14 protein-coding genes and 1 tRNA gene are annotated in these 14,415 nt (G+C 57.0%); 5 read left to right on the top strand and 10 right to left on the bottom strand.

The genetic code is table 11. The features are described from left to right. Window positions 1–17 precede the first annotated feature (17 nt). The 5 genes from Q675_RS34845 to Q675_RS34825 form a co-directional block, all read right to left on the bottom strand. The gene (locus Q675_RS34845) at window positions 18–1,373 is read right to left on the bottom strand and encodes an APC family permease (protein ID WP_011783709.1); all 1,356 of its coding nucleotides are present in this window, start codon (window positions 1,371–1,373) and stop codon (window positions 18–20) included. A gap of 11 nt (window positions 1,374–1,384) precedes the next feature. Beyond that, window positions 1,385–1,738, bottom strand: a complete 354-nt coding sequence (locus Q675_RS34840; RefSeq protein WP_011783708.1) for a hypothetical protein — start codon at window positions 1,736–1,738, stop codon at window positions 1,385–1,387. 149 nt (window positions 1,739–1,887) lie between these two features. After that, the gene (locus tag Q675_RS34835; RefSeq protein ID WP_023011974.1) at window positions 1,888–2,637 is read right to left on the bottom strand and encodes a copper resistance protein B; all 750 of its coding nucleotides are present in this window, start codon (window positions 2,635–2,637) and stop codon (window positions 1,888–1,890) included. Next, entirely contained in the window at window positions 2,634–4,343 is a 1,710-nt protein-coding gene (locus Q675_RS34830; protein ID WP_023011973.1) for a copper resistance system multicopper oxidase, read from the bottom strand. The genes Q675_RS34835 and Q675_RS34830 overlap by 4 nt, the downstream gene beginning before the upstream one ends. 86 nt (window positions 4,344–4,429) lie before the next feature. Next, complete coding sequence (locus Q675_RS34825; RefSeq protein ID WP_011783705.1) at window positions 4,430–4,963, bottom strand: cupredoxin domain-containing protein; 534 nt, start codon at window positions 4,961–4,963, stop codon at window positions 4,430–4,432. A gap of 199 nt (window positions 4,964–5,162) precedes the next feature. Between Q675_RS34825 and Q675_RS34820 the strand changes: the two genes are divergently transcribed. Continuing rightward, complete coding sequence (locus Q675_RS34820; RefSeq protein ID WP_011783704.1) at window positions 5,163–5,828, top strand: response regulator transcription factor; 666 nt, start codon at window positions 5,163–5,165, stop codon at window positions 5,826–5,828. Next, the gene (locus Q675_RS34815) at window positions 5,815–7,143 is read left to right on the top strand and encodes an ATP-binding protein (RefSeq protein ID WP_011783703.1); all 1,329 of its coding nucleotides are present in this window, start codon (window positions 5,815–5,817) and stop codon (window positions 7,141–7,143) included. The genes Q675_RS34820 and Q675_RS34815 overlap by 14 nt, the downstream gene beginning before the upstream one ends. Window positions 7,144–7,173: 30 nt before the next feature. Here Q675_RS34815 and Q675_RS34810 read toward each other — a convergent pair. Then, window positions 7,174–7,247 (bottom strand) — tRNA-Gly (locus Q675_RS34810). 72 nt (window positions 7,248–7,319) lie between these two features. Here Q675_RS34810 and Q675_RS34805 point away from each other — a divergent pair. From Q675_RS34805 to Q675_RS34795, 3 genes are all read left to right on the top strand, one after another. Further along, complete coding sequence (locus Q675_RS34805) at window positions 7,320–9,032, top strand: potassium/proton antiporter (protein WP_011783702.1); 1,713 nt, start codon at window positions 7,320–7,322, stop codon at window positions 9,030–9,032. Between the two features lie 119 nt (window positions 9,033–9,151). Beyond that, window positions 9,152–9,709 carry a L,D-transpeptidase family protein gene (locus Q675_RS34800; RefSeq protein WP_011783701.1) on the top strand — a complete coding sequence of 186 codons (558 nt, stop codon included), beginning with the start codon at window positions 9,152–9,154 and terminating at the stop codon, window positions 9,707–9,709. Window positions 9,710–9,921: 212 nt separating this feature from the next. Then, window positions 9,922–10,203: an Lpp/OprI family alanine-zipper lipoprotein gene (locus Q675_RS34795; RefSeq protein WP_011783700.1), complete on the top strand. Its 282-nt coding sequence runs from the start codon at window positions 9,922–9,924 to the stop codon at window positions 10,201–10,203. A 66-nt stretch (window positions 10,204–10,269) separates the two neighbouring features. Here Q675_RS34795 and Q675_RS34790 read toward each other — a convergent pair whose 3' ends face one another. The 4 genes from Q675_RS34790 to Q675_RS34775 are packed head-to-tail and all read right to left on the bottom strand — an operon-like array spanning window position 10,270 to window position 14,403. Then, on the bottom strand, window positions 10,270–11,061 hold the full coding sequence (locus Q675_RS34790; RefSeq protein ID WP_011783699.1) for a slipin family protein: 792 nt from the start codon (window positions 11,059–11,061) through the stop codon (window positions 10,270–10,272). Window positions 11,062–11,088: 27 nt separating this feature from the next. Beyond that, entirely contained in the window at window positions 11,089–12,555 is a 1,467-nt protein-coding gene (locus tag Q675_RS34785) for an NfeD family protein (RefSeq protein ID WP_011783698.1), read from the bottom strand. 21 nt (window positions 12,556–12,576) lie between these two features. Beyond that, window positions 12,577–13,329: an SDR family oxidoreductase gene (locus Q675_RS34780; RefSeq protein WP_011783697.1), complete on the bottom strand. Its 753-nt coding sequence runs from the start codon at window positions 13,327–13,329 to the stop codon at window positions 12,577–12,579. Between the two features lie 24 nt (window positions 13,330–13,353). Continuing rightward, window positions 13,354–14,403, bottom strand: coding sequence for a L,D-transpeptidase family protein (locus Q675_RS34775; protein ID WP_011783696.1), 1,050 nt, complete (start codon window positions 14,401–14,403; stop codon window positions 13,354–13,356). Window positions 14,404–14,415: the final 12 nt, after the last annotated feature.

Below are 14,415 nucleotides of genomic sequence, written 5' to 3'. Positions count from 1 at the left end.
TCTCTTCCTGATTCTGGTTAATGGTGGTGATGCGCGTGAGTCTGTTCCTGTTTCGCTTGCGCAGATTCCGGTGATTTTTTCAGGAAGACCTGTTCGGACACTGCAATCACAAGCATTGTGACCACTGCCACACCAATGACGAACGGGTCCGTACTCAGCTTCACCCAGACAAAACCGCCCAGAGCCAAAAGATCCAACAAAATGGCGGTGGCCGGCACCCAGCGGTTGGCCTTGATGTCCTGCCGCAGATAGCGCAACACGCCCCAGTGAATGGCAATGTCCATGATCAGGTAAAACACGATACCCAACGCAGCTATTCGTGACAGATCAAAGAATGCAGTGAGGACCAGACCCAGAACCACGGTATATACCAAGGTGTGTTTCTGGATGCTGCCGGGCATACCAAAATGCCGGTGAGGGACCAGTTTCATTTCTGTCAGCATGGCCAACATGCGGGACACCGCAAAGACGCTGGCCAGAATCCCGCCCGCCGTGGCCATCATGGCAATGGCGACGGTAAACCAGACACCGTACTCGCCCAGGGCCGGGCGTGCGGCTGCAGCGAGCGAGTAATCCTGTGTTTCGATAATCTCGGCAAGAGACAGATTACTGGCTACGGCAAACCCGACCAGCGTATAGATCATCACGCAGGCAGCAATGGAAATAACGATGGCACGCCCCACATTCCTCTTCGGATCGATCACTTCCGAGCCGCTGTTGGTAATTGTAGTGAACCCCTTGAATGCCAGGATCCCCAATGCAGTTGCGCCGAGAAAGTTACCCGGGGTTCCGGCTTCACCGGGCTCTGAAAAATCCACCGAGATTGAGTCGGCAATCCAGACCCCGACCAGACCGAAGATCAGGATGCCACCGATTTTCAGTACGCCGATAAAGGACGCGACACCCTGAATCATCCGATTGCCCATCAGGTTGATCAGAAAAGCCACCAGAATGAGGCCAACGCCAAGAATGGACACCATGCGGCCACTGTCATCGCCACCAAACAATTGCATGGTGTAGGAGCCAAAGGTGCGAGCCAGGAAGCTCTGGGCAATCACCATCGAGAAATACATCAGGAGGGCGTTGAAGGCTGTCGGCAGCCGATTTCCGTAGGCCTTGTGCAAGTACATGCCAATACCGCCGGCGGAGGGGTAGGCATTGGAAATCTTGATGTAGGAATAGGCGCTGAAGCTCACAATCAATGCCGCAGCAAGAAAGGCCAGCGGGAAAAGCACGCCGGTCATCTGCGCCATCTGCCCGGTCAGTGCAAAAATACCGGCACCAATCATGACGCCGGTACCCAGCATGACCGTCCCGGGTAACGTGAGACTGCCTTCCTGATAGCGAGTGGTCCGGTCTTCCTCCCTGCTCATTGAACCTCCTGTTATTTTTTCATGGGTGGAATCTTGGAACAGCAGAACGGCTCATGCTTGGCATTTGCCCGCACGTTATCGTCGGTAAACCGGTACCAGGCCAGCTTGCGCCGGGCCCACCATCCGGATTTCAATCGGCCACCGTAGTCCTGGATGACTTCCAGTAGTTCATCGACGGTCCAGTGGCTTCCGTCGTAGGCCACCTGTAACAGGCCATTTTTCTTACGTTCCGCGAAATCAACACAAGGGTGGTGGTTAAGATCGTGAATGAGCTCCTCCCACCGGGTTTCTTCAAGCCCCTCGATAGCCACTTTCCGGCGCAACAAAAACTGCTCCTGATTGGTTGCTTTGTGTGCTTTGGTCATCAGTGACATCTCCCCTTCAGGTCGTTTCACCTCCCAGCAGAACACGTAAAACTGAACTCTTACTGAAAAAACAGCGGGCTTTAGCAAGATTTAAGTTGCATCAAATACCGCACTAAAAAGGCCGTGAGTTGTCCCATGGCCCATCAACATCAGAAAGCGATCCGGGCGCCGATCACGGCAAACCAGTCTTCCGTGCTTCCAGCAGCGGTCTCAGCCAGATCAGCGGTATCACCGTACTTCCGTTCATGCACCACACCGAAATAGGGTGAGACGGCGCGGTCAATAAAGTCATAGCTCAGCCGCAGGCCTGTTTCCGTAGAAACCAGTCCTTTGCCGATACCGATTTCCTCGTCCTCGCTGAACGCCACGGTTGCATCCAGTGTTGCTGTCAGAATCCAGTGGTTGGTGAACAGCAGTTCGTACTCTGCATCCAGCGCGGCCGAGGTATCACCCTCTTTGCTTACATACAGGCTGGCATCGATCTCGAACCACTGCGGCGCCAGTCCAGTCACACCGAAAACAGCGTAGGTGCGGTCCGGGCCCTCCGGCGTATCGAAACGAACACCCGCTTTGGCATCAAAGAACCTGGAAACGGGGATCTGACCTACCAGCTGATGTTCCAGCGTTTCATAGGCCTGCTCCTCAATCTCGTATTCGCCCGTCGAGAGCAGCCGCACTTTGAAATCATCTGTACCGTAGAAGGCATCGGCGTTCCAGACGCCCAGTCCCTCATCGTCATCACTGTATCGGTATTCAAGTTCTTCAAACTGAATACCCCAGGTTGTCAGCGGTTGCTTGCGGCCAGAGGTATCTGCAATCATTGCCTGTGCCGCGGCCATAGCCGGCAATACAAGGAAGGCAAACAAACTGACGGCCCCAGAGAATCGCACCCCACTCATGCCTCACCTCCATCTTCAGCCATCGCCTCTGTTTTCGCCTGCTGCGAATCTGGGCCCCCCTCGACGATGACTTTTCGGAACATACCGGCAGCTGCGTGATAGGACAGATGGCAGTGGAATGCCCACTGGCCCGGTTCATCAACCTCCGTTTCCATATACACCGTGGTACCCGGGTTCACGTTAATGGTGTGTTTGATCGGGTTCCACTGACCGGCGCCCACGTCAAGAATCGACCACATGCCGTGCAGATGCATGGGGTGCGTCATCATGGTTTCATTGACGAACTTGAACCGGACGCGCTCCCCGTATTGGAGACGAATCGGATCAGCCTCTTCATACTTAACGCCATTAATGCTCCAGCTGTAACGTTCCATATTACCGGTCAGGCGGAGCTCGATTTCCCGGGTCGGTTCACGCTCCTCGTATAACGGATTCTGCGCCCTCAGATCGGCATAGGAGAGGAACTTACCGCCATTGGCCGCGGTCGGCACAAGGCCACTGCCTCTGGCGTAGAACGGATCTTGTTGAGCCTGGTTATCCATCATCATGGAGCCGTGATTCATGCCAGACATGCCGGAGTGATCCATTCCCGACATCGACGAGTGGTCCATGCCGGCCATATCGTCCGAGCTGCCCATATCCATGTTTCCATGATCCATACCATGCATATTCCCCATATCCGCCATGGTCAGGCGGGCAGGTTCTCGCAGTGGCGGCACGGCCGCTTCCATTCCCTCTTCAGGAGCCAGTGTTGCCCGGGCGTATCCGGAACGCCCCATGGATTCGGCGAAGATGGTGTAGGCCTGTTCATCTCTCGGGCGCACGATCACGTCATAGGTTTCCGCGACGCCTATGCGGAATTCGTCCACCGTCACCGGTTGCACGTTATTGCCATCCGCCTGCACCACCGTCATATCCAGGCCCGGAATCCGGACATCGAAATAGGTCATGGCGGAGGAATTGATGAACCGCAGCCGAATGCGTTCACCCGGCTCAAACAACCCCGTCCAGTTCTGCTCCGGGCCTTTGCCGTTAATCAGGCCCGTAAACCCCTGGAGATCCTCTACATCCGCTTTCATCATGCGCATATCACCCCAGGCCAGGCGATCCCGGACGGTGTTCCAGAACCCCTGTTCGGAGCTATCAGAGAAAAACTCACCAACGGTCTGCTGTTTACGGTTGTAGTAGTCCGGCATCATTTTCAGGTTGCGCATGATGCGGTCACCGGAATGCGGATGCTTGTCCGTTAGTTGGACCACGTATTCCCGGTCGTACCGGAAGGGTTCCCGGCCCTCAGGTTCGATCACGATCGCACCGTAGGCCCCATCCGGCTCCTGAAAGCCCGAGTGGCTGTGAAACCAGTAGGTCCCAGCCTGCTGAATGGGAAACTCGTAGGTAAAGGTCTCACCCGGTTTGATACCCGGGAAACTGATACCTGGCACGCCATCCTGTTGATAGGGCAGGATAAGCCCGTGCCAGTGGATGGATGTCATTTCATCAAGGTTATTCGTCACAATGATCCGGACAGTCTCACCTTCCTTGAATCTCAGTACCGGCCCGGGAGACTTGCCGTTGTAGCCGATGCCCTGCTTTACAAAATCACCGGTATCTATCTCTACGCGATCAACCGTCAGGTCGTACTCGCCAGCCAACGCCAGTGCGGGCATCAGCAGGCACAGCACTACTGCACCCAAGCGAATGTTCATGTGTTTTGCTCCAAACGCACTTTATCGGGGCTGACAGGAGGGTGTAGCGTCAGCCCATAACGTCATGGTTAAAGCCATCTACCGGCTTATTCGAAATTCACGTCACCGTACATGCCAGACTGGTAGTGCCCTGGTACGTTACATGCGAATTCGATATTGCCCTGATTGGCAAACGTCCAGACCACTTCCCGGCTCTGGCCCGGCTCCAGCAGGACGCTGTTGGGATCGTCATGTTTCATCGAGTGGCCGTTGCCCATGTCCATGTTCATCATGTCATGATTCAACTTGTTACCCTGGATCACGCCATGCTCGACCATCATTCTCATTTCTTTCTGGTGGGCCTCATGCATACCCGGAGTCCCGATGTTGAACTCGTGCACAAGATTGCCCTTGTTCTGCACCACAAACCGAACGGTTTCGCCCGGCTTCACACGGATTTCTTCGGGTTCGTAGTAGTTGTCGTGCATTTCAACCGTTATGGTCCGGCTGGCTTCTGAGGCTTTTCCCGGTTCGCCAATGGAAGCACCATGGCCGTGACCACCGCCATGGGTGCCAGCCGCAAACGCCGATACCGACATCGAAAAAGCCAGGCCGGCCACAATCAGGTTTGATGCATTCATCCGTTTGTCTCCTGTGGAATAATGGTTTTGAGAACACGGCTGATTCGTACTGAATCTTGAGCAATGTCCAGAATCAGTCGACACTTTCTCTCACCAACCTGAATTCTTTCTGAAAAACGGGCACTTTCTTGCGTTCAGGCACAATTCAGGTTGATCGACGACACTGGCGGCTGAAACAAGCACCGTTAAGGACGGATACATGCGTTTATTGCTCGTTGAAGACGACCGTTTGCTGGCCGAGGGGCTGGTCAGACAGCTGGAAAAAGCGGGGTTTAGCATCGACCACACGTCCAGTGCCCGTGAGGCCCAGATTCTGGGGGAGCAGGAGGATTATCGTGCCGCTGTTCTCGATCTCGGCCTGCCGGATGGCAACGGGCTGGAGGTTTTGAAACGATGGCGATCGAAGCTCGTCGAGTGCCCGGTATTGGTCCTCACCGCCAGAGGCGACTGGCAGGACAAGGTCAATGGACTGAAAGCAGGGGCGGATGACTATCTGGCCAAACCGTTCCAGACAGAAGAACTGATCGCCCGCATCAATGCACTCATACGCCGCAGCGAAGGGCGAGTGCACTCCCAGGTTAAAGCCGGTGGCTTCGAACTGGACGAAAATCGCCAGAGCCTGCGGACAGAAGAAGGAGCAGAACACGCCCTGACGGGTACTGAGTTCCGCCTGCTACGATGCCTGATGAGCCGTCCGGGCCACATCTTTTCCAAGGAACAGCTAATGGAGCAGCTATACAACCTGGATGAGAGCCCCAGCGAAAACGTGATTGAGGCGTATATTCGGCGCTTGAGAAAGCTGGTCGGCAACGAAACGATCACCACACGCCGTGGCCAGGGATACATGTTCAATGCCCAACGTTAAAAGGCCAGCATCCGTCAAAGGCATGCTGCTGGTGTTATTGCTGCCCGCCGGCATCGCTCTGATGGGCGTAGCCTGGTTTGTCCACGGCCTGCTGCTGGATCGAATGTCCCGGGAATTCCTTGAAAGCCGCCTTAAAGACGAAGCTGCCTTTCTGGAGCACCAGATTCGCGAGGTCAGAGGTCAAGTCGAAACCCTGCAGACCGGTGATTACTTCCAGGACGTCTTCCATCATGCCTTCGCCATACGCACGCCCGATCGAACCATCATATCGCCAAAGGCCTGGGAACCCTTGCTGGCACCACTGATCAACCATGAGCAGAATGGCACGCTTCGTCTTGAAGGCCGTCAGGCGCCGGACAGTCCGTCCGATATCCTGGCATACCGTCACTCTTTTCAGGTGAACGGGTCACCGATCGTCGTGGTTGTATCCGAGGATCTGGAGGCCCTGAAACGCAGTCAGGCCGAGCTGCACGCCTGGACAGCCGTGGTGTCGGTGCTGTTGATCGCACTTCTGGTTGCCGTCATCTGGTTTGGCATCACGCTATCGCTGCGGCCGGTGGTGACACTGAAAGCGGCGTTAAAACGATTGCAGGATGGAGAGATTTCCCGGATCAATGCACCATCACCCGAAGAATTTCAACCGCTCGTGATGCAGTTAAACCAGTTGCTTGACTCCCTCGACAAGCGACTGGTGCGTTCCCGGGATGCGCTCGCAAATCTGTCACACAGTGTCAAAACGCCCATCGCAGCCGTCCGGCAGATACTGGAGGATATGGATCGCCCATTGCCTAGTGATCTAAGAATCCAAATGGCCGCCCGTCTCAGTGACATCGACAGACAATTGGAAGCGGAAATGCGCCGCAGCCGCTTTGCCGGGCCCCAGGTCGGGAAAAGCGCTTATCCCGTCAAACAGGCGCGGGATCTTTTGTGGATGCTGGGGCGGCTGTATCCGGAAAAATCCTTCGAACTATCAAGCTCACTGCCGGAAGACACCCGCTGGCCGATAGAGGAGCATGACTTGAATGAAGTGCTAGGCAACCTGCTCGATAATGCCGGCAAATGGTCGTCGCGGTGCGTAGAACTCTCGCTGAAACAAGACAACAACAGCAGACAAATCGTTGTTTCTGATGATGGTCCTGGAGTCAATGGCGACGACTTGTCCAGTCTGGGGCAACGAGGGCTGCGACTTGACGAGCAGACCCCTGGCCACGGTCTGGGCCTCGCGATTGTCCGGGAGATCGTCGCTCGCTATGAGGGCAACATTAGTTTTTCGACGGGGCCCGGTAGCGGCTTGCGCGTAACCATAGAGTTTTAAGGGACACTCGCCTGTGTGCGGGTATTGGTCTGGAGCGGGCGATGGGAATCGAACCCACGTCGTAGGCTTGGGAAGCCTCTGCTCTACCATTGAGCTACGCCCGCCTGCATAATGATTGCCACAGCAATATAAGCCCGGGCCCTGCGTTCGGGCAAGCCCCTTTGGTCTGGAGTCTGATGGATCCCACACTTACCCTGATTGGCGCCTTGATGCTGGTGATCAGCATCGTTCTCAGCCCGCTTTCCAGCCGCGTTGGCATGCCCGTGCTGCTGATCTTCCTGGTCGTGGGCATGATGATGGGGGAAGACGGCCCGGGTGGTATCGAATTCGACAACTTCGAGCTGGCCTTCCTGATCGCCAATCTGGCGCTGGGTGTGATTCTGCTGGATGGCGGCATGCGTACCCGGGTGGAAACGTTCCGGGTGGGGCTGCGGCCGGCACTGGTACTGGCCACCCTTGGCGTTGGCCTGACCGCCGGTGGCGCCGCACTGGTTGCCTGGTGGGTGTTCGACCTGCACTGGCTGATGGCGTTGCTGGTCGGCGCCATTATTTCCTCCACCGATGCCGCCGCCGTCTTCTCGCTGCTCCAGGGCCGGGGCCTGCATCTGAACGAGCGGGTCAGCGCCACGCTGGAAATCGAATCCGGCAGTAACGACCCCATGGCCATTTTCCTGACTCTGCTGCTGGTTACCCTGATTGGCAGTTACGAAGAGGGGGCATTGGCCAAAGGCCTGATGATGCTGGTACAGCAGTTCGGCATCGGCACGGTGGCCGGCCTCCTTGGTGGCTTTGCCGTGGTCCAGCTGGTCAACCGGATACGACTGACCCCGTCGCTTTACCCGCTGCTGGTAGCCGCTGCCGGCATCGCCGTGTTCTCCGCAACCAACGCCATCGGCGGCAGCGGCTTTCTGGCGATTTACCTCACCGGGGTGGTGATTGGTAACCGGCATGTTCGGATGATGCCGATGATTCTTCAGGTGCATGATGGCCTGGCCTGGCTGGCACAGCTTTGCCTGTTCCTGATGCTGGGCCTGCTGGTTAATCCATCGGATCTGGTGCCGCTGGCCGGTGGCGGTCTGATTCTGGCACTGGCGCTGATTTTCGTGATCCGGCCGGCCACCGTGCTACTCACGCTTTGGCCTTTCGCGTTCAATCGGCGGGAGCTGGGATTCATCAGCTGGGTGGGCCTGCGTGGCGCAGTGCCGATCGTGCTCGCCCTGTTTCCGATTATTGCAGACCTTCCGGATGCCCAACTGGTGTTCCATGCCGCCTTCTTTATTGTGCTGGTATCGCTGCTGGTACAGGGCACCACCATGGCACCATTGGCGCGCAAACTGAAACTGGAGGTGCCTGCAGGGGAAGATCCGTACCGCAGGCTACCTCTGGATGTGCCTGCCGCAGGTGATCACGAACTGATGCTTTTCCCGCTGCGCGGCAAGAATTGGGAAAGCCCCCGGGCCCTCGGCCAGCTCAGGCTACCCGACAATACCGCCGTTGCCGGTATCTTCCGGGATCGCAAATGCCTTCAACCGACCCGGGAACTGGAAGTTGCCTCAGGCGATGTGGTGGCCATGTTTGCCACGCCGGCCTTGCTGCCGGATCTTGGCAAGGCCCTCAGCGGCCGACAGGCGCCGAAGCATCTGGCAGAACGGGCATTCTTCGGGGATTTTGTGCTCAATGGCGATGCCCTGCTGGGGGATGTTGAACAGGTGTACGGCATCGAATTTGACGAGCTGCCGCCCGAACTCTCCCTGGCTGAGTGTTTTGCCAGGCGCACCAAGGGCCACCCGGTGGTTGGTGACAAGGTTGTGCTCGGGCCCGTTACCCTGGTCGCCAGGGCCACCGACGCTGACCGGGTGACCAAAGTAGGCATGAAAATGGATTCCTGAATGGGATCCTGGTCAAGAAAAGCCAAACTCTGTAACAGAACCCCTTATCACCCCGTTACCAGGCTATGGTATAAACAGCATGAACAAAGTTTAACCATTTACCAATTTGTGCGAGTTTCATGATTGTTCGAGTTCTACTGACCATCGCCCTGATTGCCTCTCCTCTGCTGGCGTCAGCCTCTGAGCTTCTGGCCCGGGCCGACACCCGCATGATGCCGAGCGCACCGGAACCGGCGTTAATGGAAGGCCTGCTGGAGATTACCCAGGTACTGGTCAACAAAGGAGAACGTCGCCTGTACCTGCTCAGCGGTGATGAACCCGTACGCCAGTACCGCATCTCCCTCGGTGACAATCCCGTCGGCCACAAGCTGTATGAGGGGGATGAACGCACACCCGAGGGTGACTATGTACTGGACTGGCGCAATGCCAGCAGCGACTTCTACAAATCCATCCACATTTCCTACCCCAGCCCCCGCGACCGGGAACTGGCAGAAGCCTGGGGTCTTGATCCCGGCGGCAGCATCATGATTCATGGCCTACCCAACAATGCCGGCGACATGGCCTTTGCCTACACCGGGCTGGACTGGACCAATGGCTGCATTGCAGTGAGCAACGAAGCCATGGATGAAATCTGGCAACTGGTCCAGAACGGAACCCCCATCCGCATCGTTCCGTGATTCTTTCTGCTTGGTGACAACGCCATGAAAGCAGGATTAAGTTGTTGTCATAAGCTAAGAAAATTTACGTATCCTTAGTTAACATTTTGTCTCTGAGTGTTTTACACTGTTTAACGACTCCGGTAGTCACTGCCTATCGGGCCTAGCAGAAGGGAGCTGTCTGACCGGCTTCCGGATCACAGGAAATAAAACGACCAATAAGGGGATTTACAATGCGTAAACTGACGATCGCCGGGTTTGCACTGGCTACTGCTCTGACTGCAGGTTGTGCCACTACTGAACAAGCTGCTATCGACGAAGCAAATGCAACTGCCAGCTCCGCTGAGCAGACTGCCAACAACGCCCTGAACACTGCTAACAGCGCCGCCAGCAGTGCACGCACTGCCCAGCAGACTGCTGAAGAAGCTCTGGCTGCAGCCCGTGCTGCCCAGAAAGCTGCTGACGAAGCAAACGAGCGCGCCAAGCGTATGCTCGAGCGTGCCAGCCAGAAGTAAGGCTGTCAGCTAGCAAAAAAGGCCGGTTAATCCGGCCTTTTTTTATGTCTGCAGAACCCTTTGGTATTAGGGTTTCGGCTCTTCCTGCCCAGCCTTGTCCGGCCTCTGGTTCTGAATGAAGGTCTTGACCAGATCCATCGGCAACGGGAACACAATGGTCGAGGAGTTGTTGTTGCTCATGTCCGCCAGCGTTTGCAGATAACGCAATTGCATGGCACCGGAGTTGACAGACATCACCTCAGCCGCTTCCACCAGTTTCTTCGACGCCTGAAGCTCGCCTTCAGCGTGAATGACCTTGGCCCGGCGCTCCCGCTCGGCTTCCGCCTGACGGGCGATGGCGCGGATCATGGATTCGTTCAGATCCACATGCTTGATTTCCACATTCGCCACCTTGATACCCCACTCTTCGGTCTGGGCATCGATGATCTCCTGAATGTCGGCGTTCAGCTTGTCCCGTTCGGATAACATCTCGTCCAGGTCGTGCTTGCCCAGTACAGATCGCAGTGTTGTCTGGGCCAACTGGCTGGTAGCGGCACCATAATCTTCAACCCGGATGATGGCTTTTTCCGGATCCACCACCCGGAAGTACAGCACCGCATTTACCCGCACGGTAACGTTGTCTTTGGATATCACGTCCTGGCTGGGGACATCCAGGGTGATCACCCGAAGGTCAACTCGCACAATCTGCTGGATACCGGGAATGACGATGATCAGTCCCGGGCCTTTCACGCCCTGGAACCGACCCAGAAAAAAGACCACGCCACGCTCGTATTCCGGCAGGATCTTGATTGCTGACCCCAGGATCAGCAGCAGCACCACCGTCGGTGCAATATAGGGAATAATGTCACCGAGATTCATACGGCCTCCTTGATTTGCCGTTGATGTTTAATCTGTGCGCTCTGCCGGTTCGTCGGTGCCGGGCTCCACTAGCAGGGTCAGGCCGTCCATACCATTTACCCGCACTTGCGATCGGGCTGCAATGGCCTCCTGACTCCGGGCGTTCCAGCGTTCGCCGCTGACCCGTACATGGCCCGCGTAGGCATCATACGTGGGGACAAAATCATCCAGTGCCACACCGTGTTCGTGGACCAGCTGCTCACTACCCGAGACCGGGTGGCGCCGCCGAAGACCGATGAACCGGGTAACCGTCCAGAGAATAAAACCCCCGGCAACCACCGCCGTACCACCAATCGTGGGCAGCGAGATATCCTGATGGCTGCCGTCCATCAGGATCACCGAGCCGGTGACAAACGCCACAATGCCACCGATGCCGAGGATGCCGAAACTGGGCACGAACGCCTCGCCGACAATGAAGGCCAGCCCCAACAGGATCAGCGCCAGGCCCGCGTAATTTACCGACAATACCTGGAAGGCGAACAGGGCCAGAATCAGACTGATTGCGCCAATCACCCCAGGCACTACGGCGCCGGGATTGGCCAGTTCGAAAAGAATGCCGTAAAAGCCGATGATCATCAGGAAATAGGCCACATTCGGGTCAGTAATCACCGACAGCAATTTGGTGCGCCAGTCCGGCTCGGCCCGCACCAATTCCAGTTGCGCGGTTTCCAGCACCCGATCACCGGCGGCCAAGCGCACTGTGCGACCATCAATCTCGCTTAACAACGCCCGGAGGTTTGGCACCACCACGTCCACCACGTTACGCTCCAGGGCTTCGGTAGCCCCGAGATTGACCGCCTCCCGAACCGCCTCTTCCGCCCAGTCGGCATTACGACCGTGGCGCTCTGCCAGGCCGCGGATGTAGCTCACGGCATCTTCCAGTACCTTGCGCTCCATAGCAGTGTTGCCACGACGTTTGTCGGCCGATTCGCTCTGGTCGGTGTCCTCCGAAGATTCTTCAGGGGCAGATTCAGAAGGGGACTCAGGTTCTGTGGAGCCGGGCAGGCCGCCCATTTGCACGGGTGTGGCTGAGCCAAGGTTGGTGGCCGGAGCCATGGCGGCAATGTGGCTGCCGTAGAGGATATAGGTACCGGCACTGGCCGCCCGGGCACCCTGGGGTGAAACGTAGGTCGCCACCGGCACATCGGAAGCGAGAATGGTCTTGATGATTTCCCGCATGGAATCCATCAAACCGCCCGGGGTGTCCATTTCAATCACCACCAGGCCGGCGCTTTCCCGCTCCGCCCGGCGAATACCGCGGGTCACATAATCCATGGTGGCCGGGCCAATCGCACCGTCAACCGAAAGCACCAGGGCCTGACGGGGCGATTCCTGTTGCGCAAAGACTTTCAGGGAAAGACTGAACAGGGCCAGCAAGGCTCCGGCTACAAACACCAGCGCCCAGAGCTTTACTCTGGGGGTGAGTGTCGATGTCCTGAATTGGCTTGCACGCATCTCAACCTCCCACGGGAGTGATCAGAACAGCTTTGCCAGAACCGACTCTGGTAACCGCCTGAGCACAAAACCGATCGGGGCCCAGGGCCAGGCGGGCACAAAATGCTCGGCTTTTCCGGCTTCTATGGCTTTCACCATAGCACGACAGCCGGTTTGTGCGTCGACGATGAACGGTGTGTTTTTAACCTTCTCATTGATTTCAGTGCGAATATAGCCCGGATACAGGGTAGTCACACGGATCGGGGACCGGCGTTTTTTCAACTCGATGCGCAGTCCTTCACAGAGTGCTGCCAACCCGGCCTTGGTGGCGGCATAGGTGGTAACGTTGCCCGGCATTCCACGCACTGCCGTTACCGATGATACGGCCACCAGGTGGCCCCGGTTCTGTTCCCTGAATATTTCCATCGCCGCTTCAATCTGGGCGAGGGCGGCGACAAAGTTGGTTTCTGCGGTCTGCCGGTTAGCGTCAAAGCGCCCGGTTCCGAGTGGCTGGCCCTTACCGATACCGGCATTCACAATAATCCGGTCCAGTGCTCCAAAATGAGCCTGAAACGCCCGGAACACCTCCTGCACCTGAGCATGATCATTCACGTCGAGTGCCATCACCTGAATCCGGATACCCGGATACTGTTTTTCAAGCTCCGCTTTCAGCACCTCGAGCCGCTCAGTTCTTCGGGCGCAGAGCGCCAGGTTATCTCCGCGGGCGGCAAATTCTCGGGCCATGCCCTCGCCAAGGCCAGAACTGGCGCCGGTGATCAGAATGCTCCTGCTCATTGCGGTGTTCCTTTACCAGGGGGACTAGAAATACAGGGTCTGTTCCGGCTTGCCCTGTTTCTCGGATTCTGCGGGTTCAACCGAGTCCTCGGATGCCATCCGGGTCAGCTTCTCGCCGACCATGGTGGGCAGACCATCGGCCTGATCCACCGCCAGCTCAATGGAACGGCGGCGAAGATCCACATCCGGATGCTGCTGGCGGAAGCTCTCTACTTTTTCAAACACCTGAGCCCACAGGCGCTCCCGGTCGCGGGCCGAATAGTCCTCATGGGGCCGATGCACTTCCAGCCACACCTCACCACCGGACATGCCGATCTTGACCGGCTCACGAATCACCTGTACCGGCGTGCCTTTCTCCACCTGATAGACAAACCGTGAAATATCTTCGTTGTACATGCGGAAACAGCCGTGACTGACCGGCATACCAACACCGAACTGTTTGTTGGTGCCGTGAATGAGGTAGCCTTTCTCACTCAGCATCAGGGCATGAGTACCCAGGGGATTGCCCGGGCCGGGCGGGATCATTTTCGGCAGATAGTCTCCCGACGCCTCATATTCCGCACGAATGCTCGCTGGCGGGTACCAGGCCGGGGACTCCAGTGGCATGGTTACTTTGGCATTGGTCAGCGGCGACGGGTTTTCCTCAGTGCCCACACCAACCGGGTACACCTGCACCCCGCCATCAGGTGTAAAGTAATACAGCCGGTATTCAGCCAGATTAATCACGATGCCCTCGCGCTCAACATCCGGCAACACATACATGCGGGGCAGAGTAATCATGGTGCCTTCGCCCGGCAGCCAGGGATCAATACCGGGATTGGCCTTCACCAACTCCAGGTACCCCAGGGCCAACTTGTTACCAATGCCGGCAAAGGTGTCCTCATAGACGGTATTGAACACCTGCAGTTCTCCCGCCAGGTCACCGTCGGGCTGAAAGGTAGGAACCCGCGGGGAGCGGTCCGGCGCCTGTTCTGATGCCTCCGGCCCGTTTGTGTCCCGGGCGGCCTGTACTGAGGAAAACGGCCACAGCAGACTGACACCAAAAACAACAAGCAACCAGCTTTTCCACCGCATAAGATTGGGTTC

Source organism: Marinobacter sp. EN3 (assembly GCF_000475315.1).
Lineage (GTDB): Bacteria > Pseudomonadota > Gammaproteobacteria > Pseudomonadales > Oleiphilaceae > Marinobacter > Marinobacter nauticus.
The sequence above is the reverse complement of the archived record's forward strand: the minus strand, read 5'-3'. Positions and strand labels throughout refer to the sequence as shown.

Coding starts and splice junctions, on each gene's coding strand:
- Q675_RS34845 (WP_011783709.1), bottom strand. CDS start 1,373: ATGAGCAGGGAGGAAGACCGGACCACTCGCTATCAGGAAGGCAGTCTC.
- Q675_RS34840 (WP_011783708.1), bottom strand. CDS start 1,738: ATGACCAAAGCACACAAAGCAACCAATCAGGAGCAGTTTTTGTTGCGC.
- Q675_RS34835 (WP_023011974.1), bottom strand. CDS start 2,637: ATGAGTGGGGTGCGATTCTCTGGGGCCGTCAGTTTGTTTGCCTTCCTT.
- Q675_RS34830 (WP_023011973.1), bottom strand. CDS start 4,343: ATGAACATTCGCTTGGGTGCAGTAGTGCTGTGCCTGCTGATGCCCGCA.
- Q675_RS34825 (WP_011783705.1), bottom strand. CDS start 4,963: ATGAATGCATCAAACCTGATTGTGGCCGGCCTGGCTTTTTCGATGTCG.
- Q675_RS34820 (WP_011783704.1), top strand. CDS start 5,163: ATGCGTTTATTGCTCGTTGAAGACGACCGTTTGCTGGCCGAGGGGCTG.
- Q675_RS34815 (WP_011783703.1), top strand. CDS start 5,815: ATGCCCAACGTTAAAAGGCCAGCATCCGTCAAAGGCATGCTGCTGGTG.
- Q675_RS34805 (WP_011783702.1), top strand. CDS start 7,320: ATGGATCCCACACTTACCCTGATTGGCGCCTTGATGCTGGTGATCAGC.
- Q675_RS34800 (WP_011783701.1), top strand. CDS start 9,152: ATGATTGTTCGAGTTCTACTGACCATCGCCCTGATTGCCTCTCCTCTG.
- Q675_RS34795 (WP_011783700.1), top strand. CDS start 9,922: ATGCGTAAACTGACGATCGCCGGGTTTGCACTGGCTACTGCTCTGACT.
- Q675_RS34790 (WP_011783699.1), bottom strand. CDS start 11,061: ATGAATCTCGGTGACATTATTCCCTATATTGCACCGACGGTGGTGCTG.
- Q675_RS34785 (WP_011783698.1), bottom strand. CDS start 12,555: ATGCGTGCAAGCCAATTCAGGACATCGACACTCACCCCCAGAGTAAAG.
- Q675_RS34780 (WP_011783697.1), bottom strand. CDS start 13,329: ATGAGCAGGAGCATTCTGATCACCGGCGCCAGTTCTGGCCTTGGCGAG.
- Q675_RS34775 (WP_011783696.1), bottom strand. CDS start 14,403: ATGCGGTGGAAAAGCTGGTTGCTTGTTGTTTTTGGTGTCAGTCTGCTG.